Raw genomic sequence first — 24,598 nt, 5'->3', positions numbered from 1 at the left:
CTCTAGAATAGAATTACCGTCGCTATGCGACATTGAGGTGTGAAGCGTCAAGAGGCGGAGCTGTCGCGGCCTTTGGAACGGCTTATTTTTACGCATTCTCCTACGCAAAACCGCTTCGCACTTTTGCTGGAAATGCTTTAGTCCTTTTTACCCAGCAGCCTTTTCAGCATTTCAGCCATCGGGCCGCTTTCTGGAATGGCCGGTTTCTTCTGGTTCTGCCGCGCCTGACGAATATGGCTCTGCGCCTTTGGCGGAGCCTTCTCCAGTTGCGCGGGATCGGCCTTGAAACCGCTTGGCCGCTGATTGCCGTCGCCCATGGCGAGCGCAATGCGGTTCATGAAACTGTTATCGTCGCCCGGTTTGGCGAGCAGGCCCACATTGTCGGCGATCGCGCCCAGAAGCGTGTCCAGCCATTCATTGTCGGCCTTGGCGAAGTCGCCGAGGACATAATTATGCACGAGTTCCTTCGCGCCGGGATGGCCGATGCCAAGCCGCATGCGGCGATAGTTCTGGCCGCCGGGGAAGGACTGCACATGTGCGTCGATGGATTTGATGCCGTTATGGCCGCCGGAGCCGCCGCCGGTCTTGATGCGCAGCTTGCCCGGAGTAAGGTCAAGTTCGTCATAGATGACGACGAGGTCAGCAGAGGTGAGCTTATAGAAGCGCATGGCCTCGCCGATGGACTGGCCCGAGAGGTTCATGAAAGTCTGCGGCTTGATCAGCAGCACTTTCTCGCCGTCAATCACGCCATCGGCGATCTCGGCCTGAAACTTCTTCTGCCAGTTGGAAAAGCGATGGCGGCGGAATATTTCATCCGCCGCCATGAAACCGATATTATGCCGGTTATGCGCATATTTGGGGCCCGGATTGCCAAGACCTGCGATGAGCAGCATGGTTCAGAGCCCCTTTTGAGCATTTCCAGCAAAAGTGCGAAGCGGTTTTGCGCAGGATAATGCGTGAAAACAAATATCTAGCACGCTTCCCAGGAAGCGATTATTCGCCGTCCTTGGCTTCTTCTTCAGCGCCTTCAGCAGCAGCTTCGTCCGACTTCAGGCCGGCAGGAGCAGCAATGGTGGCGATGGTGAAGTCGCGGTCCTGAATGGCAGCCGACACGCCCTTCGGCAGCTTGATTGCCGAAATGTGGACGGAGTCACCGATTTCAAGACCGGTCAGGTCGAATTCGAGCGCTTCCGGAATTGCATTGGCCGGAACGATCAGTTCAACGTCGTGACGAACGATGTTGAGAACGCCGCCGCGCTTGATGCCCGGTGCAGCTTCTTCGTTCTTGAAGTGAACAGGAACGTTCACGTGAACAACCGACTTTGCGGAAACGCGCAGGAAGTCGACATGCTGCGGGAAGTCGCGGACCGGGTCCATCTGGTAGTCCTTCGGGAGGACCTGAATCTTCTTGCCGTCTACTTCGACCGTGGCAACCGTGGTCTTGAAACCACCACCATGGATCTTGTAGTAAATCTCCTTGTAGGAGACGGCGATTGCAAGGGGCTCCTGCTTGTCGCCATAGATGACTGCAGGAATCTGGCCGTTGCGACGCAGTTCGCGGGAGGACCCCTTACCAACCCGGGTACGCAGATCGGCCTTGAGCACGTAAGTCTCGCTCATGGCATTTCCTTTCAAAGTTATTGGAGTGTCGCCTGTTGTAATATCTGCGCATGATCTTGACCGAAAACCGGTTTCCACTTTTCGGGATCATGCTTCAACAAACGACATGAAACAGCCCGTATCGTCTGTCACAAGGTGAAAGACCGGACCGCTCCATTCCGCGTTGCCTCCAAGGGTGTCTACGCGGATGGCGGTGGCTATAGACCATAGCGTGCGGCAGCGCAAGTTTTTTGGGCTGGTAGCGGTTGCCGCGCCCGGCATCTGTGGGCATTTCTCATAACCGGTGGCATTGCCGACGTCAAAGATGTTAAGCGAATGCCTGATCGACCGCTGGCCTGGCCGTGCGAGTCGTCTGTTCCTGTCATTTTCAATCAAGGAGGCGAGATGCAGGTCGGTATCGACATGGGTGCTGTTGCTGGAAGCGGTTCTGCCTCGGCAGCGGCGCTTGGCGGTGGCAAGCAGGCCATGCTTGATCTTGAGGAGCTTCTCGCCACGCGCCTGCTCGTTCAGGGCAATTCCGGCTCCGGCAAGTCGCATCTTTTGCGCCGCCTGCTGGAGCAGAGCGCGCAATGGGTGCAGCAATGCATCGTCGACCCGGAAGGGGACTTTGTCACGCTGGCCGATCTTTACGGCCACGTCGTCGTTGATGCTGCCCGCACCGAAGCCGAACTGACCCGCATTGCCGGACGTATCCGCCAGCACCGTGTTTCGGTGGTGCTCAATCTGGAAGGTCTCGATGTCGAGCAGCAAATGCGCTCGGCAGCGGCTTTTCTGGGCGGTCTTTTCGATGCCGAACGCGATTACTGGTATCCGATGCTCGTGGTCGTGGACGAAGCACAGCTTTTTGCGCCTGCCGCCGCTGGTGAAGTGTCCGACGAAGCGCGCAAGCTATCGCTCGGTGCGATGACGAACCTCATGTGTCGCGGGCGCAAGCGCGGACTGGCCGGTGTCATTGCCACACAGCGTCTGGCCAAGCTTGCCAAGAACGTGGCTGCTGAAGCCTCGAATTTTCTCATGGGCCGCACCTTCCTCGATATCGACATGGCGCGCGCCGCCGATCTGCTCGGCATGGAGCGGAAGCAGGCGGAAATGTTCCGCGATCTGGAGCGCGGACATTTTGTGGCGCTTGGACCGGCACTCTCGCGACGCCCGCTGCCGATCCGCATCGGCAAGGTGGAAACCTCCGCGCGTTCGTCATCGCCGAAGCTCATGCCGCTGCCCGATGCGCCGGAAGATGCGCTCGATCTGATCTTTACGCCTGCGCCGCAGGAAATCCGCACCGTCGTGCGCCGCACGCCTCCACCACCGCCGCCGCCATCCACGGCGGAAATTCTGGCGCAGGTGGCCAAGCCGAAGCCGGAAGCAGAGCCAGTCGAAGCACCGCTGTTTCCCGGTATTGTTGAAGCGGAACGCGATGAGCTTCTCGATAAGGTCATGCGCGAGATTGTGGATGATCCGGAGGCCTCGTTCCGGTCTGTGGCCGTTCTCTATCAGGATTTTCTGGTGCGCTGCCGCATTCACCGTGTTCCGGGCGAACCGTTGGCGCTGCCCGCCTTCCGCCGCAGACTGGCGGTGGCGCAGGCCAGCATTGAAAGCGATGTGGCCAGTGGCGAAACATGGCAGCAGGCGCTGTCACTGTCGGAAAGCCTCACCGATGATGTACAGGGCGTGTTCCTGATCGTCGCGCAGGCGGCGGTGACCGGCGCGCCTTGCCCGTCCGACGCGGCGCTGGCGCGCGCCTATGGCACGCATTCGTTCAGCCGTGCCCGGCGTTTGCTGACCTACTTCGAGGAGCGTGGGCTGCTCGTTGTTCGCAATGATTTCAAGGGAATGCGCATCGTCAATTTCCCCGATCTCGCCTGCGAAACGGCACCGGGCGATCCCAATGCCCCGGACGATCTGGCGGAAGAGGGCGCTGCCGCCGAGTAGACTGTGAAAACTGTCATGAACCTGTAATGATCCTCGTCGACTTCTTGCGAAGAGGATCATTCAGGGCAGTAGCGTGACAGAGCCAGTAAAGCAGCCAGGTTTCAAAGAACTATTCACGACTTTCGGCAAAGTGGGCCTGCTGTCTTTCGGCGGCCCAGCCGCTCAGATCGCCATGCTGCAACGCATCATCGTGGATGAGAAAAAATGGATGGATCAGGAACGGCTGATCCATGCGCTGAACTTCTGCATGTTGTTGCCGGGGCCGGAGGCCATGCAGCTTGCGACCTATTCGGGCTGGGCTGTCAAAGGCTGGCGCGGCGGTCTGCTGGCGGGGCTTCTGTTCGTGCTGCCCGGTGCTGTCGTGATGCTCGCGCTATCCGCTCTCTATGTCGCTTTCGGGCATGTGGAGATGGTGGCGGGCTTGCTGTTCGGCCTCAAGGCAGCTGTGCTGGCAGTGGTGTTCGAAGCGCTCTACCGTATGGCGAAGCGCACATTGGCTTCGGGCTTTTCTTATGCCGTGGCGCTTGCGGCGTTTATTGCCATAGCCCTTTTGAAATTGCCGTTTCCGCTTGTCGTCCTGCTTGCAGCTTTGGCAGGGGGCTTGCGCCATATCGTTCAGGGCAGCGGGGCGGGCACTGGTTTGGGCGAGGCGACGCCCGGCGCATTGCGCGAATTCACGCAGCAAACGCTGGTCTGGGGCGGGCTTTGGCTCGCGCCGCTCGTTCTTCTCTATCTGGCTTTCGGCAGCACGCATGTCTTCGTGCAGGAAGCCGCGTTCTTCTCCAAGCTGGCGGCTGTGACCTTCGGTGGCGCCTATGCAGCACTATCCTATACGGCGCAACAGGCGGTCGAACATTTTGGCTGGATGAAGCCGGGCGAAATGCTGACCGGGCTGGGGCTGGCTGAAACCACGCCGGGACCGTTGATTCTCGTGCTGGTTTTCGTCGGCTTCGTAGGGGCTGCAAACCTGTCAGGTCTGCCGCCAATTCTGGGCGGCCTTGTCGGCGGCATCATTGCGCTGTGGTTTACCTTCGTGCCGTGTTTTCTATGGATTTTGGCGGGCGCACCCTTCGTGGAGCGGCTGCGTCAGGTGCGCTGGCTCTCGGCCATGCTGAGCGGCATCACGGCTGCGGTCGTGGGCGTGATCGCCAATCTGGCGCTGTGGTTCTCGCTGCATGTGCTGTTTGCGCAGGTGCTGGATAAGGCAGTCGGGCCGTTCAGCGTGCCCTTGCCGGTCTGGAGCACAATAGACAATGCCGCCGTCCTGATCGCAGGCGCGGCGGCATTGTTGCTTGTCGTTCTGAAGCTCAACATGCCGCTTGTGCTGTTTTTGGCGGCATGTCTCGGAATTGTGATCCGCTTGCTGTTTTGATTAGTCGAACAGGCTCGAAACGGATTCTTCCGCTGCCGTACGCGCAATGGCTTCGCCGATCAGATCGGAGATAGAGAGCACGCGGATGTTCGGAGCATCGTTGATCGCGGTGGTCGGCTGGATGGAATCGGTGATCACCAGTTCCTTCAGCTTCGATGCAGCGATACGGGCAACGGCGCCGCCGGACAGAACACCATGCGTAATGTAAGCGGTGACGCTGTTCGCGCCCTTGGCCAGCAGGGCCTCGGCTGCGTTGCAAAGCGTGCCGCCGGAATCGACGATATCATCGAACAGCAGGCAATCTTTGCCAGCCACTTCACCGATGACGTTCATGACTTCCGATTCACCCGGACGTTCGCGACGCTTGTCCACAATGGCGAGCTGCGCGTCGATGCGCTTGGCAAGCGAGCGGGCGCGAACCACGCCGCCGACGTCCGGCGATACGACCATGCAGTTGCCGGTTGCGTAATTGGCCTTCACGTCACGTGCGATAACCGGAACGGCATAGAGATTGTCTGTCGGGATATCAAAGAAGCCCTGAATCTGACCGGCATGAAGATCAAGGGTCAGAACGCGGTTTGCACCGGCTTCGGTGATGAGATTGGAAACCAGCTTTGCCGAGATCGGTGTGCGTGGGCCGGGCTTGCGGTCCTGACGGGCATAGCCGAAATAGGGCAGGACGGCAGTGATGCGGCGCGCCGACGAACGGCGGAAGGCGTCGATCATGATGAGCAGTTCCATCAGGTGATCGTTTGCCGGATAGGAAGTCGATTGCAGAACGAACACGTCTTCGCCGCGCACGTTTTCCTGGATCTCTACGAAAATCTCCTGATCGGCGAAGCGGCGAACGCTAGCCTTGCCGAGCGGGATGTTGAGATATTTAGCAACGGATTCGGCAAGTGCCCGGTTGGAGTTGCCTGCGAAAAGTTTCATTCTTTTTGCCTCTGAGCCGATGCGATAGGTTTGCGGTTTCGTTCTGTCGCAAAAAGTCCGTGGAACGGACGTAATCTTGTTTCGCGCATGGACCGCAACGATGCGGGGCCCAGCAACGTCATCCTTTAAAAACTTTAAAGCCGCGTACTTTTGGCCGGTCAGGTTAAGTACAGCAGCTTACAAGGTTTTCTCGAATGTGGGGCCTATTGCAAAGAGTCACCGTCATTGCAAGGCCCGACTGTTCACAATTGTTGAAAAAGGCCGGTTTTCCGGCCTTTCCGTACGTCAAAAAGCGGGGATTCAGTAAGGGATTTCAGTTCCTTGCTGAAAATGCTCATAGTTTATGCGCGATTTGCCGCAAGCCAGGTCGAATATTCCTGCATTGTGCGGTCGGCGATGGCCTGCATCGTGGCGGGCTGCACCACGCTCCATGAGTCTGCCGCCGCACCTTGCACTTTCTCCTGCCCCTGAATGCGGTGCAGCCGGTTGCCGGAAGCATCAAGCACATCCCAGACATAGAGCACGGTCGTCTGGTTGTCTTCAGAGAGAACCGAGAAGTACCCCTTCATGACATAGGCCGCGCTGGCGTCATTGGCGCCTGCCAGCTCGACGCCCTTGGCCTTGGCATCATCATTCATGCGATGGGTCAGCGGCGTTACGACATTGACGGGTGCGCCGACAATGGGCGCTATGTGCAGCTTGCCCGGTTTCAGCGTGGCCGTGCGGGCCGGCGTGGTCGCCGGTGTTGTCGTTGCGGGCGTCGTCACAGCGCCCGGCGTCGTTGCCTGGCCGTTAGCCGGTTGTCCGGTGGTCTGGCCCGCAGTCTGGCCAGAGCCCTGCACGTTCAGTGCGGATTCGGTGCTGTTGCAGGCAGCGAGCGCTCCGGCAAGCAACAGCATCATCGAAATATGTGCCTTGTTCATGTTCGGCTTCATGCTCCTGAAAACGCATAGTCCTGAAAATACAGGCGGTTCTCACGTCAGGCCGATTTATCGCCGATCGTGGGCCGTTTGACAATGATGTCAGCCGATAAGCATATCAAGAGAATGGCGGGATAATGGCTGAGCAGCGCCATTTGTTGTGAGATATGTCTGCCCGAGCGTCATCGCAGCGCCGCTGTCGGAATCCATGATGATCATATGCGCGAACAGCGTCATATCCGGCTGAATGCTCTCCGGATTGCCCGCATAGAACATTTGCGGGTCCATCCACGACGGTGTGAAGCGCGCCCCGACCGAATAACCGCAGGCATTCAGGCGGTGGCGGGTCAGCCCGTGGGCTTCCATGGTGCGGGCATGGGCGTCGAATACATCACCGAATGTTGAAGCCGGTGTCATCGCGGCCTCGACGGCTTCCAGCGCCTCGCGGGCTGCATCATAGAGCTTGACGTGGTGCTCCGTCGGCTGGCCGATCAGGATCGTGCGCATCATCGGCGCGTGATAATGGCGGAACACACCCGACCATTCGAGCGTGAGCTGGTCGTTGGCGTCGAGCGTGCGGCGACCGGATTTATAACGGCAGAGCAGGGCGTCTTCGCCGGAGCCGATGATATATTCATTGGCCGGATAGTCGCCGTCGCCAGCGAAATTGGCGCTCATCATCGCGGCCAGAATATCGGCTTCACTTGCACCCGCGCGGGTGGTTTTCAGCGCAGCGTCGAGCGCGTCGTCACCCAGCTGCGCCGCGCGCCTGGCATAGGTGATTTCCGCCGGGCTTTTCAACAGGCGCAGGCGGTCCACCATGCCGGATGCATCGAACAATTTGGCAAAGCTCTGCAATTGCTCGTCGAGCCTGCGGGCATTTGCGCCGGTGAGACCATGGGTCTGGTATTCGATACCGATACGGCTGCCGAGCAGGTCGAGTTCGGTCAGGATATTGCGCAGGTCCGCTGCCGGATTGGCATTATCGCGGTCGGTCCAGACGACGATGTTCTCGATATTCGAGGTCTGGCGCGCCTGGCGCAAATCCGCCGAGCGCGTCATCAGCACCATCGAACCGTCGGCCTTCACCACAAGGCACTGGAAGAAGCAGAAGCCGAACGTGTCATAGCCCGTCAGCCAGTACATGCTTTCCTGTGCGAACAGCAGGAGAGCATCCAGCTTTTCCTCCTCCATCTTCAAGATCAGACGGTCGCGGCGTGCGGCAAATTCTTCCGGCTCGAAGTGAAGGGCCATGCGGTTCTCCTCAAATGGAATCTTTGGCAGCAACGATAGCAATGGCTGCAATCTGGCGTCCGTAATCCGGCTCTTTGCGGTGGGTAGTACGCCGGTAGGAAAAGAACTGGTCTTCATCGGCATAAGTGCACTGGCGAAGGGAACTGGCCTGTACGCCAGCCTTGGTCAGACGGTCGGTGATGAAGGTCCATAGATCGAAAAGCTTGTGGTCCGGCTTGTCCGAGGCGCGGAAATAGCGCGCATAGGCAGGGTCCTTGCTCAAAAACTCTGCATAGAATTCCGGTCCGACTTCATAATTGTCGGGGCCGATTGTCGGCCCGAGGACCGCCACGATGTTCTCGCGCTTTGCGCCAAGGTCGATCATGGCGTCGATGGTGTTTTCCAGCACGCCGGTGAATGCACCCCGCCAGCCTGCATGGGCGGAGCCGATGACACCGGCCTCGTGATCCGCAAACAGGACGGGACCACAATCGGCAGACAGTGCGCCGAGCGCAATGCCGGGAACATTGGTCACCATGGCATCGGCCTTGGGGCGCGGCGAATCGAAAGGTGCGGTCACATGCAGCACATCGGGCGAATGAACCTGATGCACGGTCAAAAGATGGTCCGGCGCAACGCCAAGCGATTCTGCCACCCGGCGGCGGTTTTCGGCGACATGTTCGGCCACATCATCCGATCCGGCGCCGACATTCAGTCCGGCGTAAATACCGTCCGAAACGCCGCCTTTGCGCGTGAAAAAGCCGTGCGCAATGCGCTTCCCGGCCTGACCGGCGGGCTTGTCGAGCAGAGGCGAGCGGAGCGGTTGCGGGGTATCAGTCATGATGTATTGGCCTTGTTAGACCGAGCATGATCCGGAAAAATGGGAACCGGTTTTCCGAAAAGATCATGCTCAGACGAGTGGATCGGGATGGTGGGGGAGGCAGGTTGTCTTGTCAATTGCAGCTTTTTGAAGAGCAATTGGCAGTCAGGCTGTCTCGAAAGGAATGAGGCGGGTGTCGCGGTCGCTGAATGCCAGCACCTTGAACAAGGTGCCCATCTGATCGGGTGCTGCCAAGCGCTCCACATCCTGCCGGATCTTTTCCTGAAAGGCGGCGTCGCGCCCGGTGCCCAGACGTCCTGCGCGGTCGAGCAGCCCCATGGCCAGCAGGAACTCGCCTTGCGTCATGGTACCGGTCTTGCAGCCAGAGGCACGTGCAGCCTGCTCCAAACTATCGAAATCGACATGGCTGGTCAGGTCGGCTTCACCTGGATGGGCAAAAACATCGTCATAGTCATGTTTGAGCATGGCTTGCAGCGTGTCGCCAAAACCGGATTGCAGGTGGCCATAATCGATGTTGAGCGCCGCGCCGCGTGTCTTTGCGATACGCTGCCCGATTTCCTGCAACAGTGCGGTTCGCGCCGGTGCTGCCTCGAAGATTGTGCCTTCGGGCGTCTGCGCGTGGTCTTTCGGCAAAAGCACCGGGTCGATCCCGCCCGCACCGCTGACGAAATGGAACTCATCCTGATCATCAACCGCAATCAGCCGTTCCACGAAGCGCCCGTTCGACTTGACGAACTGTCGGAACGGGATGGCGTCGAACAACTCGTTCGAAACAAGGATCAGTGGGCCGGTGGGGACATCTGCAAAGCGTTCGAACCAGGTGACGGATACGCCCAAATCCGCCAGCTTTTGTTTCTGCTTTTCGACAAGGCGTGCGCTGGTCTCGACCATGGCGACACGCAGGCCCGGCAGCATTTGCGGCGCAAGCTTGCTGATCGTGCGCAGCATATCGCTCATCAGCGTGCCGCGTCCGGGGCCGATTTCGCACAGCAGCGTGCTGGCAGGGCGACCAAGCGCGTCCCATTCCGCGACGCACCAGATGCCGATCAACTCGCCGAACATCTGGCTGACTTCAGGCGCAGTGATAAAATCGCCCTCGCGGCCAAAGGGTTCGCGGGTCGTGTAATAGCCGGATTCACGGTCGCCCAGACAGGCAGCCATGTAATCGGCGACGCTGATTGGCCCCGTGGTGGCGATCAGCCGTTTCAGCCGGTCTTTCAGCGTTGCTTCAGGCATCTTTGGCAGCTGCGCGGTTGGCGCGCCACATGGCCCAGAGGCCGATCAGCACCATCGGCACCGAAAGCACCATGCCCATGGTCAGCCAGCCGCCGACCAGATAGCCGAGCTGTGCATCCGGCTCGCGGAAGAACTCGACCGCGATGCGGCTGAGGCCATAGCCGGTCACGAATGCGCCTGCGATGAATCCGGGCTTCTTCAGCTTGCGACCGACCCAGACCAACAGGAACAAGACGAAGAACAGGACGAAACCTTCGAGGAAGGCTTCGTAAAGCTGGCTTGGATGGCGCGGCAGCGGCCCGCCATTGGGGAAATAGACGGCCCATGGCGCATCGCTGACGCGGCCCCAGAGTTCGGAATTGATGAAGTTTGCAACGCGCACCACGCCGAGGCCGACCGGCACACCGGCAGCAACCACATCGAACATGCTCCAGACCCTGATGCCGCGCGAGCGGGCAAACAGGATCATGGCGATGGTGGTGCCGAGAATACCGCCATGGAACGACATACCGCCGTCCCAGACAGCGGGAATGGCAATCGGGTTGGAGATATAATAGGAGAAATTATAGAAGAGCACATAGCCGATGCGACCACCCAGCACGACGCCGAGTGCTGCCCAGATGACGAAATCGTCGAGGGCTTCGGGCGCCATGGGCGGCTGGTTATGAGCCCAGAGGCGATGGCTGCGCAGAAGCTTCTTGCCATACCACCATGCGAACATGATGCCGACGACATAGCCGAGCCCGTACCAGTGTACGGCCAGTGGTCCGATGGAAAAGATCACCGGGTCAATGTTCGGAAAGGCGAGGGCCGAGGCCGGCAGCAACGTCTCTATCATGAAATCACTCCATTTTGTGACGGAACATGCTGGACGAACCGGTTACGGTCAAGCTGTCCTGCTCCATGTCTGTAATTGCTTTCCAACATGATCACTTTCTATAGCTGCGCTTGCATCGGAACTGAGACGGCCCTATTTCCATTTTATGTTTTCAACAGGTCTCTCCTGGAAATAAGGAATGATTGCCATGACCAGCGGACAAAACCGGGTTCTCGATGAACTCGCCAAGCTTGTGACGGATGCGGCTGGCGCTGCGCAAGGCGTGCGCCGTGAAGTGGAAACGGCCCTGCGTTCGCAAAGCGAGCGCGTGCTCAACACGCTCGATGTGGTGCAGCGCGAAGACTTCGAAGCGGTTCGCGAAATGGCCATCAAGGCACGCGCCGAAAACAGTGCGTTGCTGGCAAGAATCGAAGCACTTGAAGCACGTCTTGCCAGATTCGAAGGTGATTCCGATGCCAAACCGGCAAAATCGGCCTCCTCATCGGCAAAATCCAAAAATAATTCCTGATTATTTATTAACAGGCCGCGGGCGGTAAAAACCCTTGTCTTAGAGTCGCTTAAGGCAATGCTCGCGGCCAGCCCCTTTCATGTTTCCACATGCTTTCATGTCTCTTTTCTGAAAAGGGACTGGCGTTCAGATTCAGCATCAATAGACTGAAAACACTACATGATTCGAAGTGTGGTCATGTAGGCGGCGGCGAGGGGCTGTAGTTCTAGTTTTCGCGTCTTCAGGCTGCTTTCCAGTATCAGTTGCGTATGTGCGTGTGCCATTGAGGCGCTTGCATGCTGTTTGGCATGCCGGTTCCTCGACCGATCAATTCGTGCCTGTTTTCCTGCGCTTGGTTCTTGCGCGGCGGCGGGTGCGGGCGAGCAATTCTTGCGCGCCGGGAATTTGAGACATCCGGCTTGAGGGTGTCTCACAGAACAGGAAACGGACATGAGCCTTCTTGAGCTTGAATTCGCACGCGAGGCGCATCCGGTGGATGTGATCGAGCAGGTTGCGCATTCAAACGACTGGACATTCGAGCGGACTGGCGACGATGAAATCGCAATTTCGGTTGCGGGCAACTGGACTGACTATCACATCTCATTTTCCTGGATGGAAGATTTCGAGGCGCTGCATCTGGCTTGCGCCTTCGACATCAAGGTGGCGGAGCCGCGTGTAAACGAGGTGATGCGCCTGCTTTCGCTGATCAACGAAAAGCTTCTCATGGGGCATTTCGATCTCTGGCAGCAGGAAGGCGCCATCATGTACCGCCAGTCGCTTTTGCTGGCCGGCGGTGCGGAACCGACAAGCCGTCAGGTGGAAGTGTTGCTGGGTGCAGCGCTTGAAGCTTGCGAAACCTATTTCCAGGCCTTCCAGTTCGTGGTCTGGTCGGGTGTCAGTGCGCGCGAGTCGCTGGAAAGCGTCGTGTTCGAAACAGTCGGACGCGCCTGATCAGGATCAACAGATAGCCCGGCGGGACAAGCGCCGGGTTATGCATGAGATGATGAAAGCGGACGGATATGAGCGAAGTCGCGACAATCACCTGGGCTGATTTCGAAAAGGTCGATATCCGTACGGGTACGATTGTGGAAGCGGTGCCCTTTCCGGAAGCGCGCAAGCCTGCCTACAAGCTGAAGATCGATTTCGGCGAGAAGATTGGCGTGAAGAAATCTTCCGCACAGATCACCAAACATTATCAGGCGGAAGAACTGATCGGCCGTCAGGTGTTGGCCGTGGTGAATTTTCCACCGCGCCAGATCGGACCGTTCATGTCGGAAGTGCTGACGCTTGGCCTGCCGGACGAAGCCGGTGAAGTCGTCCTCGCGGCCATCGACAAGAAAGTGCCGAACGGCGGCAAGCTCTACTGAACAGACGCTTCTTCAGGCGTCGGTGCTTGATGAGATGCCTTGCAGGCGTTCAAAAACTTTAGATTATTCCTGAAGCGCGAGATCATGCAGACCTCTCGCGTCTTCGATGGATAGCCACTTGAGTTCGGTATGCTCGTTATTGGCGATCTCCGGCTCTCTGTCCCAGCTACTCACGATGTGTATGTGAAAGCTGACCGACTTTGTCGGATCATCTATCTGCATCAGGAATTCAAACCTCTGAGGCGTGGTGTTGAGTTCCTCCGCTATCTCGCGGATGAGGGCCTCTTCGAGTGTCTCGTCAGCTTCGACATGACCTCCCGGAAAACTCCATAAGTCAGGGTAAGCCTTCTTATGCGGGCTTCTGCGGGCAAGAAGTATCCCCTTCGGTCCGACGAAAACGGCATTCACGATGTCTACCATGGGGCTTCAGTCCCTTGTCACGCCGGAATGTGAATGATAGCGCGCAGGCCGCCGGTCGGGGCGTCTGCGAGTCTAATGTCACCGCCATGGCTGCGGGCAATATCGAGCGCGATGGCAAGGCCAAGGCCGCCTGTGCCGCCTGAATCCTGCGTTCTGGCTTCATCCAGCCGCACGAAGGGCTTGAACACATCTTCGCGACGGTCCTCGGGAATGCCGGGTCCGTCATCGTCCACCACGACCTTCAGCCAGCCATCCTCATGTGAAAGCGAAAGCTCGACATTTTGCGCATGGCGGAAGGCGTTGGACACCAGATTGCTGACGAGGCGCGAGAAGGCATTGGGGCGAACATGGATTTCGCTGTCGCCGTCGATGGAATATTTGAACCCGCGTTCGCGCAGGCGCGCTTCGTTTTCAAGCTTCTCGCACAGGCGCTTCACATCATAGCTTGCGGTTTCTTCCGCACCTTCGCCGCGCGCAAATGCCAGATAGCCTTCCAGCATGGTCTGCATATCGGCGATATCCTGATTGAGCGGCTCGACGTCAAGCGAATGGCCGGCCAACGCTAATTGCAGCTTGAAGCGGGTGAGAATGGTGCGCAGATCGTGGCTGACGCCCGACAACATCGCGGTGCGCTGCTCGATCTGGCGCTCGATGCGTGAACGCATCTGGATGAAGGCAATACCGGCCTTGCGCACTTCTTCTGCGCCGTGCGGCTTGAAACCTTCCGGCATGGAACGGCCCTTGCCGAAACTTTCGGCAGCGTCTGCCAGCTGCTGGATCGGCTTGATCTGGTTGCGCAGGAAGGCGATGGCGATGATGAGAAGCACAAGCGCGGTGCCCACCATCCAGGTCAGGAAGATGCCGGTATTGGACGCATAAGCCTGACTGCGGCGGGCGAAGACGCGCAGCACCTTGTCATCAAGCTTGATGCGGATTTCGATCAGGTCGGAATCGCCCACCGTATCGACCCAGAAGGGCCGATTGATCTGGCGCGTGATCTCTTCGCTCAGGAAGTAATCCAGAATGGCGAAGAACGGCTTCGGTCCCGGTGCGGGCAGGGGATCAGGCGGCAGGATCGAGATATTGAGCGCCAGCCGCTGCTGTGCGAGGCGGATCAGATTGTCGTAACCCGGCTCCTGCGGATAGGTTTCGAGAATATCGATAATCGCCGAAATATCGCGCACGACAGCCGTCGAAAGCCGCTCGGTCACCATCTGCCAGTGCCGTTCCATGAACACATAGGCGATCACGGATTGCAGCAGGACCATCGGGGCGATGATGATGATAAGCGACCGCGCATAGAGGCCTTTCGGCATCCGGCGCGCCAGCCAGCGCGAGAGATTTTTCCAGAGCGTCATCGTCTCAGAACGTCCCAAACAGCGGCCGGTTGCGTCAAATCACAACTATTCGATGCTGAGCTTGTAGCCGATGCCACGCACAGTCTGGAGCCAGACCGGGTTGGCTGGATCCTGCTCGATCTTGCGGCGGAGACGGTTGATCTGAACATCGATAGTGCGCTCGCCGACATCGCCGTCCTGTCCGGTCAATTCATGACGTGGAATGGTTTCTCCCGCGCGTTCCGCGAAGATTGCCATAATGTCCTGCTCGCGATCCGTGAGCTTGATGGTTTCGGTGCCCTTCTTCAATTCACGGCGTGGAATGAAGAATGTGTAAGGCCCGAACACGATCTGTTCGATCTTGGGCTGGGCAGGCGGTGCGCCGCGGCGCAGAATATTGTTGATGCGCAGCGTCAACTCGCGCGGATCGAATGGCTTTGGCAGATAATCATCTGCGCCAGCCGACAGGCCGTCGATGCGGTTGTCGGTTTCCGACAGCGCGGTCAGCATCAGGATCGGTACATTCTTTTGTTCGCGCAGCGAGCGGGTGAGCGAAACGCCGGTCTCGCCGGGCATCATCACGTCGAGTATCAGAAGGTCGAAGTCGATACCTTCTAGCTTGCGACGCGCTTCGGCAGCGCTTCCGGCAATGGTAACGCGGAAGCCGCTATTGGTTAGATACTGCGAAAGCAGGCTGCGGATTCGCGTGTCGTCATCGACAACGAGCAGATGCGGGGCGTCATCCGAGAGTGTTTTTTGTTCTTCTGCGGTCATGGCGTCTTTCGATCCCATTCAGTTTCTGTTCGCTGACGACACAGGGCCGTCGGACGCGCATATTATCGACTGGAATGTGGCACGTCTATTCGCTGTGTTTGCGTATATGTTTTTACACAAGCACTTAGTACTACCCGTCGTAACACTTGGTAGTCTGACGGTTCTTCCTATCAAGACGGTTCGGTGCTGGAAAAAGCGTCGATCTGCGCGCGGCGTTCCGGATTGACCATATTATACAGGAAGCGCTCGATGATCGCGCGGTCCTGCGGAGCGCATCCCTCAAGGGCGCGGGCAATGCGATGGGACTGCGGCAAGGCGAGGGCAAGCGTCAGCTGGCGTCCGCTTTTCGTAGGGTAAAGCTTGCGGTGGCGGCGGTCGTGCAGGCCTGTCGCCTGAACCACATGGCCGGTATCGATCAACTGCTTGAGAACGCGCGACAGGCTCTGCTTGGTGATGCGCAGAACTTCCAGAAGTTCGGCAACTGTCATGCCCGGCTTGCGATTGATGAAGTAAAGCACGCGGTGATGCGCGCGGCCAAAGCTGATCTTTTCGAGAATGAGATCAGGGTCAGCGGTGAAGTCGCGATAAGAAAAGAACAAGAGTTCGATGACGTTGAGATCGGCCGCCTCCTCGGCTGTCAACGGATTGCTTATATAATTCATGTCGTTCGTCGAATTCACATCGATGCTCCGTACTGCTGCGATAAATATGTCAGCATTATTGACATAATTCAACCGCCCAGATAATTTTCGATAAGCGTGAGCTGGCTTTTTGGAACAATGTTTACGCTGGCGCATGCTGGAGGAGAGATAATTACGCGACCGGGTTTTCGATCACTGCTGCGGAGGCGGTGAAAGAAACGCTGCGACCGCGAAGTCCCGCGGATTGGGAGGATTATTTTTTGTCCATGCGTGCTCCAATAGAGTTTTGCGCAAAATCTTTGCCCAAGCTCTAAGCATTTCGCACCAAAAGGCCAGTATTCGCGCGGAAAAAGGCGCCCGTTTTGCCGGTAATATCGATTTAACCGGTGAAATGGGAATGCGGAAACGTTTGCCCGAGCAGAATCTGCCCTGAGACAGCGCCGCAATCAAAATAGTTAGGAGCAAGAAAATGGCTGCGATTCCATTCGATCAAAGGGACGGATACATCTGGTTGGACGGTGCATTCGTCGACTGGAAAGATGCGAAAATTCATGTCCTCACCCATGGCTTGCATTATGCAAGCACGGTTTTTGAGGGCGAGCGCGCCTATGGCGGCGAAATCTTCAAGCTGAACGAACATACCGAGCGCCTGCATGAATCTGCACGGCTTCTCGGTTTTGCGCTGCCTTACAGTGTTGAAGAAATCAATGATGCCTGCCGGGCGCTGATCAAGAAGATGGGCTATATTGATGCCTATGTGCGCCCGTTTGCATGGCGCGGATCGGAATCGCTCGGCGTTTCGGCGCAGAACAACCGTATTCACGTGGCAATTGCCTGCTGGGAATGGCCGAGCTATTTCTCGCCGGAAGAAAAGATGAAAGGCATTCGCCTCGACATCGCCGAATATTGCCGTCCGGACCCGCGCACGGCGCCGTCGAAGTCCAAGGCGTCTGGCCTTTACATGATCTGCACGATCTCCAAGCATGCGGCGGAAGCCAAGGGCTATGCTGATGCGCTGATGCTCGACTGGCGCGGCCGGGTGGCGGAAGCAACCGGTGCCAATGTGTTCTTCGTCAAGGACGGCGCGCTGCATACGCCGAAGCCCGATTGCTTCCTCGACGGCATTACCCGCCGCACCATTATCGATCTGGCCAAGCGTCGCGGTATTGAAGTCATCGAGCGCGCGATCATGCCGGAAGAAATGGCAGATTTCTCCGAATGCTTCCTGTGCGGTACGGCTGCCGAAGTTACGCCTGTTTCGGAGATAGGTCAGTACCGGTTCAAGCCGGCCGAAATCACCAGCACTTTGATGGATGCTTATACAGCGGAAGTGCAGCCAAAGCGCCAGGCGGCCGAGTGACTGGGTTTTAAACAGAAAAAGAGCGGCTTTCGGGCCGCTTTTTAGTTTCTTTACTGCTTATTGTTTGACATTACGAAGTTTCGGCTCAAGATTTTCATGCCGGAGTCGCGTTATTCCGGTATTGGAGCGGCTTCCGATCTGATCCTTTCAAATCGACGCTCTAATATTTGATCAGGCGCGCAAACTATTCCGAAATCGTTCATTCTTTTCGGGATGCGCTCTAACAGAGATGGGGTGACGATTATGGAATCTCTATTGCCTATCATTCTCCAGCTGGTCGCCGGTGCTGTCGGTGGCAATATTGCTGGCGCTGTCAAGAACATCAGCCTTGGGACAACGGGTAACACCGTGGCTGGCGGTATTGGCGGTGTCATCCTCGGCCAGCTTCTTCCGATGCTCTCCGGCGGTGGTGTGGATTCGATGCTAAATGGCGCAATCGGCCAGCTCGCTGGCGGCGGCGTGGGCGGTATCGTTCTGACTGCAATCGTAGGGCTGATCAAAAACTCGATGGCCAGCAAGGCCTGAGGAATGCATTTCGTGGCCGGATGGAAACATCGGGTCGAGCAAGGATGTTACTAAAATAGCAACTTGGAGCGCGCTCCAGTTTTTGGAAGCGCTCCGGGTAGACGGCACAGTTTTCATGGCCAATCGGCAAGACGAACTGTTCGAGAGCGATAAAACGGACGGCCATGCGCCGTCCGTTTTTTATGGCTCGATCCTATCGCCAGGAAACGCGGCTTGAGAGCCTGTTCCAAAAGTCGGCATGTGAGTGCGAAAATGGTGATTTTCGAGTACCGGAGCGGAGCGTACTCAAGGTACGTGAGCACCGGAAGCCTCGCATAATCCCGAAAAGTTGCAGACTTTTCGGTTCAGATTATGCGAAAGCAAATCTCAAATTGCCATTTGCAGCCGCACAGGGCGACTTTTGGAACAGGCTCTCAGGGATTCTTAAACCCTTTCCGTATCGGGCCAAGGCCACTATGTGTGAAACAACACAGGCGGCGGTGACGTGATCTTCGCCGATCCACATATGCAATGGAGTATCCAGTATGGGCCAGCTACAGGCGATTATCGTCCCCGTTACCCCGTTCCAGCAAAACTGCACCATTCTATTCGACGGCGAGACCAAGAAGGGTGTTGTCATCGATCCGGGCGGCGATCTGCCCAAGATCGAGGAAGCGATCCAATCGCAGGGCATCGATATCGAAGCCATCTGGATCACCCACGGCCATATTGATCATGCGGGTGCTGCGGCTGATTTGAAGGACAAGCTCGGCGTCGAGATTATCGGACCGCATGTTGACGACCAGTTCCTGCTCGATAATCTTGTGATGACAGGCCTCAAATATGGAATTGTCGACGGAGTGCGCAATGTGACGCCCGATCGCTGGCTGGAAGAAGGTGATAAGGTCACCGTTGCCGGGCACTCGTTCGACGTGTTCCACTGCCCCGGCCATTCGCCCGGTCATGTTGTCTTCTATAGCCCGGAAGCACGTTTCGCGATTGTCGGCGATGTGCTGTTCAACGGTTCTGTCGGTCGCACCGATTTGCCGGGCGGCGATCATGATGCGCTGATCCGTTCGATCCGCGAGAAGCTTTTGCCGCTCGGCGACGATGTCGGCTTTATCTGCGGGCACGGTCCGGGCGGGCGGTTCGGCGAGGAGCGCCGCAACAACCCATTCCTGATCGGAATGGCGTGACGGATATAAAAAAGCCGCCCATTGGGCGGCTTTTTCATTTTCGATTGTGCACTCAGTTCGCGGTGCAGAAATGGTCGCGACCGTCATAACCGCGATAGGTGCCGGTATTCGCATTGAACGACCGGTAGCGGTCCGAACAATAATTGTACCAGCTGCGGCTCCACGGCTCAAAGCCTCCCTGACGGTAATAGGTTACCTGACGCGGTGGCGGAGGAGCCGGGTAATATGCAGGCGGCGGGGGTGGCGCATCGTAGATCGGCGCTGGCTGCACATAGGTCGGCTGCGGCTGGCTCAGCGCGCTTCCGATGAGTGCGCCCGCTGCAAGGCCGATCACACCGGCTGCAACAGCGTCGCCATTGCCACGGTGATGGTGACGGCCCCAGTCACCGCCGCGATCCCAGCCGGGACGGCCCCATGAATCTGCCGAAGCTGAAGCAAGAGGAGCAGCAATCGCTGCCAAGGATGCAACGGCCAGAATGGTTGTCTTCGCAAATCGGTTCATTGTTCGCTCCTTCAGAAGCTCGACTGCAATTCCTCTGGTGCGAACCGCTCGAAAGACGGGGCACCAATCATGAATAATGGATTAACTCTCTCGACATGAATGGAGGCTGAACAATGGTGAAATAGGACGCCAAGTCGTCAATCCCCGGTAAAATACGCGCAGTGTCTGTAACATTTCGGGGGGTGGCGTCAGAGGCGCGATTGCCGTTGCGGTGTGTGCTGGATTGCCATTCCAGCCATGCTTTCAATTGCTTGTGTTTGCACCGGCCGTTCTGATTTTCCCGCGGGGGGATGAATACTGGCAGGACTGCCGATCCGGTGCGCCCATCATGCTTGCGGAAACTCGGGCAATAAAAAACCCCGGTGTGAACCGGGGTCATAATTGGTATTCAGAACAATCAGCCGGTAACGGTGATGTTCACGGCCTTCGGGCCCTTCCCGCGACGATCTGGTTCGGTTTCGTAGGAAACCTTCTGATTGTCTGCGAGGCCCGTCAGGCCCGAAGCCTGTACAGCAGAGATGTGCACGAAGATATCCGCGCCACCATCATCAGGCTTGATGAAACCAAAGCCCTTTTCATTGTTGAAGAATTTGACCAGTCCGGTCTGTGCCATTGGATCCGTTCCTTTTCCTTGGCGCCACCGTTTCTTTGAAAAACGGTGGAATTATATCTTCTGTCGAGCGCACCACACACCCGACAGAGGGTCATGCAGGCAGTTCTCGACTTAGGGAAGGAACCGATCATTGTCTGGGTATCCCCAGACCCGGAACTTATAGCGGCCCCGGCACGCCGTTCTTCCAGTCTTCCATTTGTTCGCTAAATGCCCGAACGAGTGGAGACTGATCTAAGACGCGAATTTTGGCAAGCAAATTCTTTGCGCCCACGATCTTTTGTTATCTTTGAACCGGATTGGTCGGCAAATTTTCCGATTATTTCTAGAATTTCTATGCTGTATACCGAAATAGAACAGGCTATCCTTGATATATAAGAGATCTTATAGACAAGTGGCCTGATTAAATGCCCGGATTTAATTGGGTGGCTTAATAGAGTGCGCGATCAATTGCGGGCACAAAGATCTTTACCCGGCTTCCCTCGCGGTTAGCGATTGCGTGAGACAATGCATGCGCCGCCCGCTGCACGCAACTTGCTACAAATACCATCTGCTTCAGCCCTGCTGTCGGCTCCAATCCGCACCGCATAGATGCCGCGCCGCCCCATCGGCGTGCGAATACGGCTGATGACCGGGTCATGGCCGTTCAAAACAGACGCGAATTGTCTGCTCAGGCGGCTCCACTGATTCACTGCCGCACTGCGACGGAAGTTACCCGCCACCTGTATGCCCCACGGCTTCGGTTTGACACGCGACATGGGAATTGTCGCCGAGCGGATGACCGGCAGGCGGCGGCAGGCTTCCGCAAAGGAGCGCCCCGAATCAAGCGGTCGGTTCTGCACCTCCTTGCCGGAAGCAAAATCATCCGCCGGAGCGCCAGTGATATCTAGCACATAGTCTTCTGTTTCGAGCGGCAGGAAACCGCCGGAACGCATCCAGCTTGAGACGCGTCCCGCACCGGCATTATAGGCAGCAGCCGCCAGACCCCAATTGCCGAAAGCCTGTTTGAGATCGAACAGGAAGCTTGCGGAGGCGGGGATCGCCTGCTCGATGTCGAACGGGTCGGCCAGACCGCGCTCCTTGGCCGTATAGGGCATGAACTGGGCAATGCCCTGCGCGCCGACCGGGCTGACGGCCTGATGGTCGAATCGGCTTTCCTTCCAGATCAGGCGGGCGAAGAAATCCTTCGGTATGCCGTGCCTGGTGGCGCTGGTTTCGATCAGCTGACAGATACGGTTGACGCCCGGCACCTTCTTTTCAGGAGGCAGGGGCGGCGCAGAGATACGCGGATTGGGTTCGCTATAGCTTGCCGGTGCCGGTTCTGCGTCGGCGGGCGTGATTGAAAGCGGGACGATCAGGAGCGCTGCCGTCAGAAAAGTTCCGAAACGCCGCATGTCGTCTTTCTGTTCGCTTTTGCCCCATGGCCAGGCCCGGATTGTTCGGGCTGCACATCTCATCGCAGAGTAGCGCAACTTGGCGGCTTGTCGAGAGTCGGGCCGTGCAATCTTCCTATTTAAATCTTGCCGTTCGGAGCGACTGCTCCATTCTAGATGAGGACAAAAGACGGATACCGGTTTCTGGAGAGGAGGAAACATGTTGAGGGGATTGTCGTGGACCAGCTTGATTGCTGGTGTGATGGTGTTGAGCGGCTGTGTTGCGGAGGGTGGCCCCGATCACAGACCACCACCGATTCGGCCCGGTAATCCGGGCCATGTGCAGGCTTGCCCGATGATTTATTCGCCCGTCTGCGGCGAGCTTCGGGGTGTCCGCCAGACCTTCGGCAACGCATGTTCCGCACGGGCTGAGGGGTTCCGCGTGGTATCGAACGGTCAGTGTAGCGGCCGTCCGGGTAGTGGCTGGAATGGCCCCGGCGTTGGTCCGGCCCGTCCGCCACAGCATGGGACGCGGCCCGGCATGGGTGCATGTACACGGGAATATGCGCCTGTCTGCGCAAGGCGCGGCAGTGAACGGCGCACCTTCTCCAATCGCTGCGAGGCGGAACGCGCAGGCTTCCGCGTTTCGGGCAGTGGCCGTTGTTGAGTTAAACGGGGAGGCGGATCAGCGTTTCAGCGGCTCCGCCTCTCGATACCGCAGGGCGTCAACGAGAAGCGCGAAAGCCGGGGAAGATTGTCTCCGGCTTGGATAATAGAGATGAAAGCCCGGAAAGGGCGGGCACCAGTCTTCCAGCACGCGCACAAGCGAGCCATCGGCAAGACCGTCCCGCATGTAGTCTTCCGGCAAGCTGGCAAGGCCGAACCCGGCCTTGGCGGCTTCGACGATCATATTTGGCGAAGTGAGAATGAGCTGGCCTTCGACGCGCACCTTAAGCTCGCGCCCGTTCTTCTCGAATTCCCAGGCGTAAAGCCCGCCATAGGTGAGCAGTCGCAGATTGATGCAACGATGCGCGGTCAGTTCCTGCGGGGTGCGGGGGACCGGGTGGCTTTTGAAATAGGACGGCGCGCCGACAACGGCCATGCGCATATCAGGACCGACGGGCACGGCGATCATGTCCTGAGCGATCTGTTCGCCAAGGCGAATACCGGCGTCATAACGGTCGGCCACGATGTCGCGCAGTCCGGAATCGACGGCCACTTCGACGTGAATGTCGGGATAGTCCGGCAGAAGACGCTCCAGCACTGGCCACAGAATCGACTGTGCCGCATGTTCGGAGGTGGTGATGCGAATGGTTCCGGCAGGCTTGTCGCGCAATTCGCTCAAGGCATCGAGTTCGGTTTCGATCTCCTCGAAGCGAGGACCGATGGTGCGGAGCAGTCTTTCACCAGCCTCGGTCGGGGAGACGCTACGGGTGGTGCGGGTCAGAAGGCGAAGCCCAAGCCGCTCCTCCAGTCCGCGCATTGTGTGGCTCAGCGCTGATTGGGAAACGCCAAGCTTTGCCGCCGCGCGGGTGAAACTGCCCTCGCGGGCAATGGCCAGAAAAGCCAGAAGATCGTGAATATTGTCGCGCCGCATTGATGAATCCATCTCATGAGTTCATGCCGATTATAGTGGCTAATCATCGGGGACAGAAGTTTTTAAGTTTGCCGCGATTTCAGGCGGGCAAAGAAAGGAAACATATCATGCAGATCAAGCGCATCGGGTCTCAACCTTCGACCAAGGGTTCCGCCGATTATTTCACCGGTACGGTTCGTCTCGACATGCCGTTCAGCACCACGGCACCGGCGCGTGTCGGCGGTGCTACCGTGTCGTTCGAGCCGGGCGCGCGCACGGCCTGGCACACGCATCCGCTGGGCCAGACGGTGATTGTTACGACTGGCCTTGGCTGGGCGCAACGCGAGGGCGGCCCTGTCGAGGAAATCCGTCCCGGAGATATCGTCTGGTTCGAACCGGGCGAACGGCATTGGCACGGCGCGACGGCCACCACGGCCATGACCCATATCGCCATAGCGGAAGCGCTCGATGGCAAGGTCGTGGACTGGCTGGAACATGTCAGCGACGAAGATTATCACGCTTAAGGATATTGACCATGAAAAAGAGAATACTGGGCCGTAGCGGCCTTGAGGTTTCGGCTATCGGTCTTGGCTGCATGGGCCTTAGTTTCGCCTACGGTCCGGCTATGGAAAAGGCGCAGGCGGTCGGGCTGCTGAGAGCCGCATTCGACAAGGGTGTCACCTTCTTCGATACGGCGGAAGCCTATGGCCCCTATGTGAATGAGGAAGTTCTGGGTGAGGCGCTGGCGCCGATTCGCGACCGGGTGGTGATTGCTACGAAGTTCGGTTTCGAATTTGATGACAAGGGTGGCCAGAATGGCGTGAACAGCCGCCCCGAGCATATTCGTGCGGTTGCCGAAGCATCGCTGAAGCGCCTCAAGACGGATGTGATCGACCTTTTCTATCAGCATCGGGTCGACCCGGCGACGCCCATCGAAGATGTGGCCGGAACGGTTCGCGATCTGATCCAGGAAGGTAAGGTCAAACACTTCGGTCTTTCCGAAGCCGGCCCGCAAACCATCCGGCGCGCCCATGCTGTTCAGCCGGTAACGGCGTTGCAAAGCGAATATTCGCTGTGGTGGCGTGAGCCGGAAGGTGAAATCCTGCCCGTTCTGGAAGAACTGGGTATCGCCTTCGTTCCGTTCAGCCCGCTGGGCAGGGGTTTCCTAACAGGGACCATCGACAGCAAGACGAGCTTTGCGGCCAATGATTTCCGCAATGTTGTGCCTCGTTTTTCGACGGAAGCGCGAGATGCCAATCAGGCGCTGGTCGATATGCTTGGCCAGATAGCGGAAGCCAAGGGCGTCACGCGCGCCCAGATCGCGATTGCGTGGTTGCTGGCGCAGAAACCGTGGATCGTTCCCATTCCCGGTACGACGAAGCTGCATCGTCTGGAAGAAAACATCGGCGCCACCAATGTGGAACTGAATGCCGATGATCTGAACCGCATCGAAGCAGCGCTTTCCGAAATCACTGTGCAGGGCGACCGCTATCCGGCGCATTTGCAGCAACGCGTTGATCGGTAACCCC

General features: G+C 57.9%; 27 protein-coding genes. 11 read left to right on the top strand and 16 right to left on the bottom strand.

Translation table 11 applies throughout. From position 1 onward, the window contains the following. Nucleotides 1-137: 137 nt before the first annotated feature. Both pth and QBD01_RS19575 read right to left on the bottom strand, forming a co-directional pair. Complete coding sequence (pth, locus tag QBD01_RS19580) at nt 138-893, bottom strand: aminoacyl-tRNA hydrolase (RefSeq protein WP_280994169.1); 756 nt, start codon at nt 891-893, stop codon at nt 138-140. A 100-nt stretch (nt 894-993) separates the two neighbouring features. Further along, complete coding sequence (locus QBD01_RS19575; RefSeq protein WP_182520971.1) at nt 994-1,620, bottom strand: 50S ribosomal protein L25/general stress protein Ctc; 627 nt, start codon at nt 1,618-1,620, stop codon at nt 994-996. A gap of 384 nt (nt 1,621-2,004) precedes the next feature. On the opposite strand from QBD01_RS19575, the gene QBD01_RS19570 reads away from it, so the two are divergent. Further along, nucleotides 2,005-3,549 carry an ATP-binding protein gene (locus QBD01_RS19570; RefSeq protein WP_078338745.1) on the top strand — a complete coding sequence of 515 codons (1,545 nt, stop codon included), beginning with the start codon at nt 2,005-2,007 and terminating at the stop codon, nt 3,547-3,549. 73 nt (nt 3,550-3,622) lie between these two features. Further along, nucleotides 3,623-4,921 (top strand): chromate efflux transporter, encoded by a 1,299-nt coding sequence (chrA, locus tag QBD01_RS19565; RefSeq protein ID WP_280994168.1) that lies wholly within the window; start codon nt 3,623-3,625, stop codon nt 4,919-4,921. Here chrA and QBD01_RS19560 read toward each other — a convergent pair whose 3' ends face one another. The 6 genes from QBD01_RS19560 to lgt all read right to left on the bottom strand — a co-directional run bounded on the left by QBD01_RS19560 (nt 4,922) and on the right by lgt (nt 10,922). Continuing rightward, entirely contained in the window at nt 4,922-5,854 is a 933-nt protein-coding gene (locus QBD01_RS19560; protein WP_109369495.1) for a ribose-phosphate pyrophosphokinase, read from the bottom strand. 341 nt (nt 5,855-6,195) lie between these two features. Continuing rightward, on the bottom strand, nt 6,196-6,789 hold the full coding sequence (locus QBD01_RS19555; RefSeq protein ID WP_182520973.1) for a hypothetical protein: 594 nt from the start codon (nt 6,787-6,789) through the stop codon (nt 6,196-6,198). 87 nt (nt 6,790-6,876) lie between these two features. Further along, a complete protein-coding gene (locus QBD01_RS19550) occupies nt 6,877-8,028 on the bottom strand; it encodes a Xaa-Pro peptidase family protein (protein WP_280994167.1) in 1,152 nt (383 codons plus the stop codon). 10 nt (nt 8,029-8,038) lie between these two features. Then, nucleotides 8,039-8,848 (bottom strand): peptidoglycan editing factor PgeF, encoded by an 810-nt coding sequence (pgeF, locus tag QBD01_RS19545; protein ID WP_280994166.1) that lies wholly within the window; start codon nt 8,846-8,848, stop codon nt 8,039-8,041. Between the two features lie 144 nt (nt 8,849-8,992). Beyond that, nucleotides 8,993-10,084, bottom strand: coding sequence for a class I SAM-dependent methyltransferase (locus QBD01_RS19540; RefSeq protein ID WP_280994165.1), 1,092 nt, complete (start codon nt 10,082-10,084; stop codon nt 8,993-8,995). Further along, the gene (gene lgt, locus QBD01_RS19535) at nt 10,077-10,922 is read right to left on the bottom strand and encodes a prolipoprotein diacylglyceryl transferase (protein ID WP_078338738.1); all 846 of its coding nucleotides are present in this window, start codon (nt 10,920-10,922) and stop codon (nt 10,077-10,079) included. The genes QBD01_RS19540 and lgt overlap by 8 nt, the downstream gene beginning before the upstream one ends. A gap of 187 nt (nt 10,923-11,109) precedes the next feature. Here lgt and QBD01_RS19530 point away from each other — a divergent pair, with 187 nt between their 5' ends. The 3 genes from QBD01_RS19530 to QBD01_RS19520 all read left to right on the top strand — a co-directional run bounded on the left by QBD01_RS19530 (nt 11,110) and on the right by QBD01_RS19520 (nt 12,776). Then, nucleotides 11,110-11,430 carry an accessory factor UbiK family protein gene (locus QBD01_RS19530; RefSeq protein ID WP_078338737.1) on the top strand — a complete coding sequence of 107 codons (321 nt, stop codon included), beginning with the start codon at nt 11,110-11,112 and terminating at the stop codon, nt 11,428-11,430. 429 nt (nt 11,431-11,859) lie between these two features. After that, nucleotides 11,860-12,360, top strand: a complete 501-nt coding sequence (locus QBD01_RS19525) for a YbjN domain-containing protein (protein ID WP_182520978.1) — start codon at nt 11,860-11,862, stop codon at nt 12,358-12,360. A 68-nt stretch (nt 12,361-12,428) separates the two neighbouring features. After that, on the top strand, nt 12,429-12,776 hold the full coding sequence (locus tag QBD01_RS19520; protein ID WP_280994164.1) for a tRNA-binding protein: 348 nt from the start codon (nt 12,429-12,431) through the stop codon (nt 12,774-12,776). Between the two features lie 63 nt (nt 12,777-12,839). On the opposite strand, the gene QBD01_RS19515 is transcribed toward QBD01_RS19520, so the two are convergent. The 4 genes from QBD01_RS19515 to QBD01_RS19500 form a co-directional block, all read right to left on the bottom strand. After that, nucleotides 12,840-13,196, bottom strand: a complete 357-nt coding sequence (locus QBD01_RS19515; protein WP_280994163.1) for an NUDIX domain-containing protein — start codon at nt 13,194-13,196, stop codon at nt 12,840-12,842. 17 nt (nt 13,197-13,213) lie between these two features. Further along, nucleotides 13,214-14,554 (bottom strand): ATP-binding protein, encoded by a 1,341-nt coding sequence (locus tag QBD01_RS19510; RefSeq protein WP_280994162.1) that lies wholly within the window; start codon nt 14,552-14,554, stop codon nt 13,214-13,216. A 45-nt stretch (nt 14,555-14,599) separates the two neighbouring features. Further along, entirely contained in the window at nt 14,600-15,307 is a 708-nt protein-coding gene (locus QBD01_RS19505) for a response regulator (protein ID WP_078338733.1), read from the bottom strand. 170 nt (nt 15,308-15,477) lie between these two features. Then, a complete protein-coding gene (locus tag QBD01_RS19500) occupies nt 15,478-15,987 on the bottom strand; it encodes a MarR family winged helix-turn-helix transcriptional regulator (protein ID WP_392391446.1) in 510 nt (169 codons plus the stop codon). Between the two features lie 430 nt (nt 15,988-16,417). Between QBD01_RS19500 and QBD01_RS19495 the strand changes: the two genes are divergently transcribed. The 3 genes from QBD01_RS19495 to QBD01_RS19485 all read left to right on the top strand — a co-directional run bounded on the left by QBD01_RS19495 (nt 16,418) and on the right by QBD01_RS19485 (nt 19,008). After that, nucleotides 16,418-17,308, top strand: coding sequence for a branched-chain amino acid aminotransferase (locus QBD01_RS19495; protein WP_280994161.1), 891 nt, complete (start codon nt 16,418-16,420; stop codon nt 17,306-17,308). A gap of 243 nt (nt 17,309-17,551) precedes the next feature. Then, the gene (locus QBD01_RS19490) at nt 17,552-17,833 is read left to right on the top strand and encodes a hypothetical protein (RefSeq protein WP_078338731.1); all 282 of its coding nucleotides are present in this window, start codon (nt 17,552-17,554) and stop codon (nt 17,831-17,833) included. Between the two features lie 524 nt (nt 17,834-18,357). After that, nucleotides 18,358-19,008 (top strand): MBL fold metallo-hydrolase, encoded by a 651-nt coding sequence (locus QBD01_RS19485; RefSeq protein ID WP_280994160.1) that lies wholly within the window; start codon nt 18,358-18,360, stop codon nt 19,006-19,008. A 52-nt stretch (nt 19,009-19,060) separates the two neighbouring features. Here the strand turns inward: QBD01_RS19485 and QBD01_RS19480 are convergent, their stop codons facing one another. From QBD01_RS19480 to QBD01_RS19470, 3 genes are all read right to left on the bottom strand, one after another. Next, entirely contained in the window at nt 19,061-19,510 is a 450-nt protein-coding gene (locus QBD01_RS19480) for a BA14K family protein (protein WP_280994159.1), read from the bottom strand. Nucleotides 19,511-19,907: 397 nt separating this feature from the next. Then, nucleotides 19,908-20,123, bottom strand: coding sequence for a cold-shock protein (locus tag QBD01_RS19475; RefSeq protein WP_109369482.1), 216 nt, complete (start codon nt 20,121-20,123; stop codon nt 19,908-19,910). 485 nt (nt 20,124-20,608) lie between these two features. Further along, nucleotides 20,609-21,514 carry a transglycosylase SLT domain-containing protein gene (locus QBD01_RS19470; protein ID WP_280994158.1) on the bottom strand — a complete coding sequence of 302 codons (906 nt, stop codon included), beginning with the start codon at nt 21,512-21,514 and terminating at the stop codon, nt 20,609-20,611. 199 nt (nt 21,515-21,713) lie between these two features. On the opposite strand from QBD01_RS19470, the gene QBD01_RS19465 reads away from it, so the two are divergent. Beyond that, nucleotides 21,714-22,160 carry a Kazal-type serine protease inhibitor gene (locus QBD01_RS19465; protein WP_280994157.1) on the top strand — a complete coding sequence of 149 codons (447 nt, stop codon included), beginning with the start codon at nt 21,714-21,716 and terminating at the stop codon, nt 22,158-22,160. An 18-nt stretch (nt 22,161-22,178) separates the two neighbouring features. Here the strand turns inward: QBD01_RS19465 and QBD01_RS19460 are convergent, their stop codons facing one another. After that, complete coding sequence (locus tag QBD01_RS19460; RefSeq protein ID WP_280994156.1) at nt 22,179-23,090, bottom strand: LysR family transcriptional regulator; 912 nt, start codon at nt 23,088-23,090, stop codon at nt 22,179-22,181. 107 nt (nt 23,091-23,197) lie between these two features. On the opposite strand from QBD01_RS19460, the gene QBD01_RS19455 reads away from it, so the two are divergent. After that, nucleotides 23,198-23,593, top strand: coding sequence for a cupin domain-containing protein (locus tag QBD01_RS19455; RefSeq protein WP_280994155.1), 396 nt, complete (start codon nt 23,198-23,200; stop codon nt 23,591-23,593). A gap of 11 nt (nt 23,594-23,604) precedes the next feature. Next, nucleotides 23,605-24,594 carry an aldo/keto reductase gene (locus tag QBD01_RS19450; RefSeq protein ID WP_280994154.1) on the top strand — a complete coding sequence of 330 codons (990 nt, stop codon included), beginning with the start codon at nt 23,605-23,607 and terminating at the stop codon, nt 24,592-24,594. Nucleotides 24,595-24,598: the final 4 nt, after the last annotated feature.

The organism is Ochrobactrum sp. 19YEA23 (genome assembly GCF_029909865.1).
In the GTDB taxonomy this organism is placed as follows: Bacteria; Pseudomonadota; Alphaproteobacteria; order Rhizobiales; family Rhizobiaceae; genus Brucella; species Brucella gambitense.
Note: the sequence above shows the minus strand (reverse complement) of the source record. Positions and strands in the feature narration are given on the sequence as shown.

What these genes read in the sequence shown, in the direction of transcription:
- QBD01_RS19570 (WP_078338745.1), top strand. Translation starts at nt 2,005, where the DNA reads ATGCAGGTCGGTATCGACATGGGTGCTGTTGCTGGAAGCGGTTCTGCC.
- QBD01_RS19530 (WP_078338737.1), top strand. Translation starts at nt 11,110, where the DNA reads ATGACCAGCGGACAAAACCGGGTTCTCGATGAACTCGCCAAGCTTGTG.
- lgt (WP_078338738.1), bottom strand. Translation starts at nt 10,922, where the DNA reads ATGATAGAGACGTTGCTGCCGGCCTCGGCCCTCGCCTTTCCGAACATT.
- pgeF (WP_280994166.1), bottom strand. Translation starts at nt 8,848, where the DNA reads ATGACTGATACCCCGCAACCGCTCCGCTCGCCTCTGCTCGACAAGCCC.
- QBD01_RS19555 (WP_182520973.1), bottom strand. Translation starts at nt 6,789, where the DNA reads ATGAAGCCGAACATGAACAAGGCACATATTTCGATGATGCTGTTGCTT.
- QBD01_RS19455 (WP_280994155.1), top strand. Translation starts at nt 23,198, where the DNA reads ATGCAGATCAAGCGCATCGGGTCTCAACCTTCGACCAAGGGTTCCGCC.
- QBD01_RS19560 (WP_109369495.1), bottom strand. Translation starts at nt 5,854, where the DNA reads ATGAAACTTTTCGCAGGCAACTCCAACCGGGCACTTGCCGAATCCGTT.
- pth (WP_280994169.1), bottom strand. Translation starts at nt 893, where the DNA reads ATGCTGCTCATCGCAGGTCTTGGCAATCCGGGCCCCAAATATGCGCAT.
- QBD01_RS19450 (WP_280994154.1), top strand. Translation starts at nt 23,605, where the DNA reads ATGAAAAAGAGAATACTGGGCCGTAGCGGCCTTGAGGTTTCGGCTATC.
- QBD01_RS19475 (WP_109369482.1), bottom strand. Translation starts at nt 20,123, where the DNA reads ATGGCACAGACCGGACTGGTCAAATTCTTCAACAATGAAAAGGGCTTT.
- QBD01_RS19490 (WP_078338731.1), top strand. Translation starts at nt 17,552, where the DNA reads ATGGAATCTCTATTGCCTATCATTCTCCAGCTGGTCGCCGGTGCTGTC.
- QBD01_RS19525 (WP_182520978.1), top strand. Translation starts at nt 11,860, where the DNA reads ATGAGCCTTCTTGAGCTTGAATTCGCACGCGAGGCGCATCCGGTGGAT.
- QBD01_RS19485 (WP_280994160.1), top strand. Translation starts at nt 18,358, where the DNA reads ATGGGCCAGCTACAGGCGATTATCGTCCCCGTTACCCCGTTCCAGCAA.
- QBD01_RS19540 (WP_280994165.1), bottom strand. Translation starts at nt 10,084, where the DNA reads ATGCCTGAAGCAACGCTGAAAGACCGGCTGAAACGGCTGATCGCCACC.
- QBD01_RS19465 (WP_280994157.1), top strand. Translation starts at nt 21,714, where the DNA reads ATGTTGAGGGGATTGTCGTGGACCAGCTTGATTGCTGGTGTGATGGTG.
- QBD01_RS19470 (WP_280994158.1), bottom strand. Translation starts at nt 21,514, where the DNA reads ATGCGGCGTTTCGGAACTTTTCTGACGGCAGCGCTCCTGATCGTCCCG.
- QBD01_RS19510 (WP_280994162.1), bottom strand. Translation starts at nt 14,554, where the DNA reads ATGACGCTCTGGAAAAATCTCTCGCGCTGGCTGGCGCGCCGGATGCCG.
- QBD01_RS19495 (WP_280994161.1), top strand. Translation starts at nt 16,418, where the DNA reads ATGGCTGCGATTCCATTCGATCAAAGGGACGGATACATCTGGTTGGAC.
- QBD01_RS19550 (WP_280994167.1), bottom strand. Translation starts at nt 8,028, where the DNA reads ATGGCCCTTCACTTCGAGCCGGAAGAATTTGCCGCACGCCGCGACCGT.
- QBD01_RS19480 (WP_280994159.1), bottom strand. Translation starts at nt 19,510, where the DNA reads ATGAACCGATTTGCGAAGACAACCATTCTGGCCGTTGCATCCTTGGCA.
- QBD01_RS19575 (WP_182520971.1), bottom strand. Translation starts at nt 1,620, where the DNA reads ATGAGCGAGACTTACGTGCTCAAGGCCGATCTGCGTACCCGGGTTGGT.
- QBD01_RS19520 (WP_280994164.1), top strand. Translation starts at nt 12,429, where the DNA reads ATGAGCGAAGTCGCGACAATCACCTGGGCTGATTTCGAAAAGGTCGAT.
- QBD01_RS19505 (WP_078338733.1), bottom strand. Translation starts at nt 15,307, where the DNA reads ATGACCGCAGAAGAACAAAAAACACTCTCGGATGACGCCCCGCATCTG.
- QBD01_RS19460 (WP_280994156.1), bottom strand. Translation starts at nt 23,090, where the DNA reads ATGCGGCGCGACAATATTCACGATCTTCTGGCTTTTCTGGCCATTGCC.
- QBD01_RS19515 (WP_280994163.1), bottom strand. Translation starts at nt 13,196, where the DNA reads ATGGTAGACATCGTGAATGCCGTTTTCGTCGGACCGAAGGGGATACTT.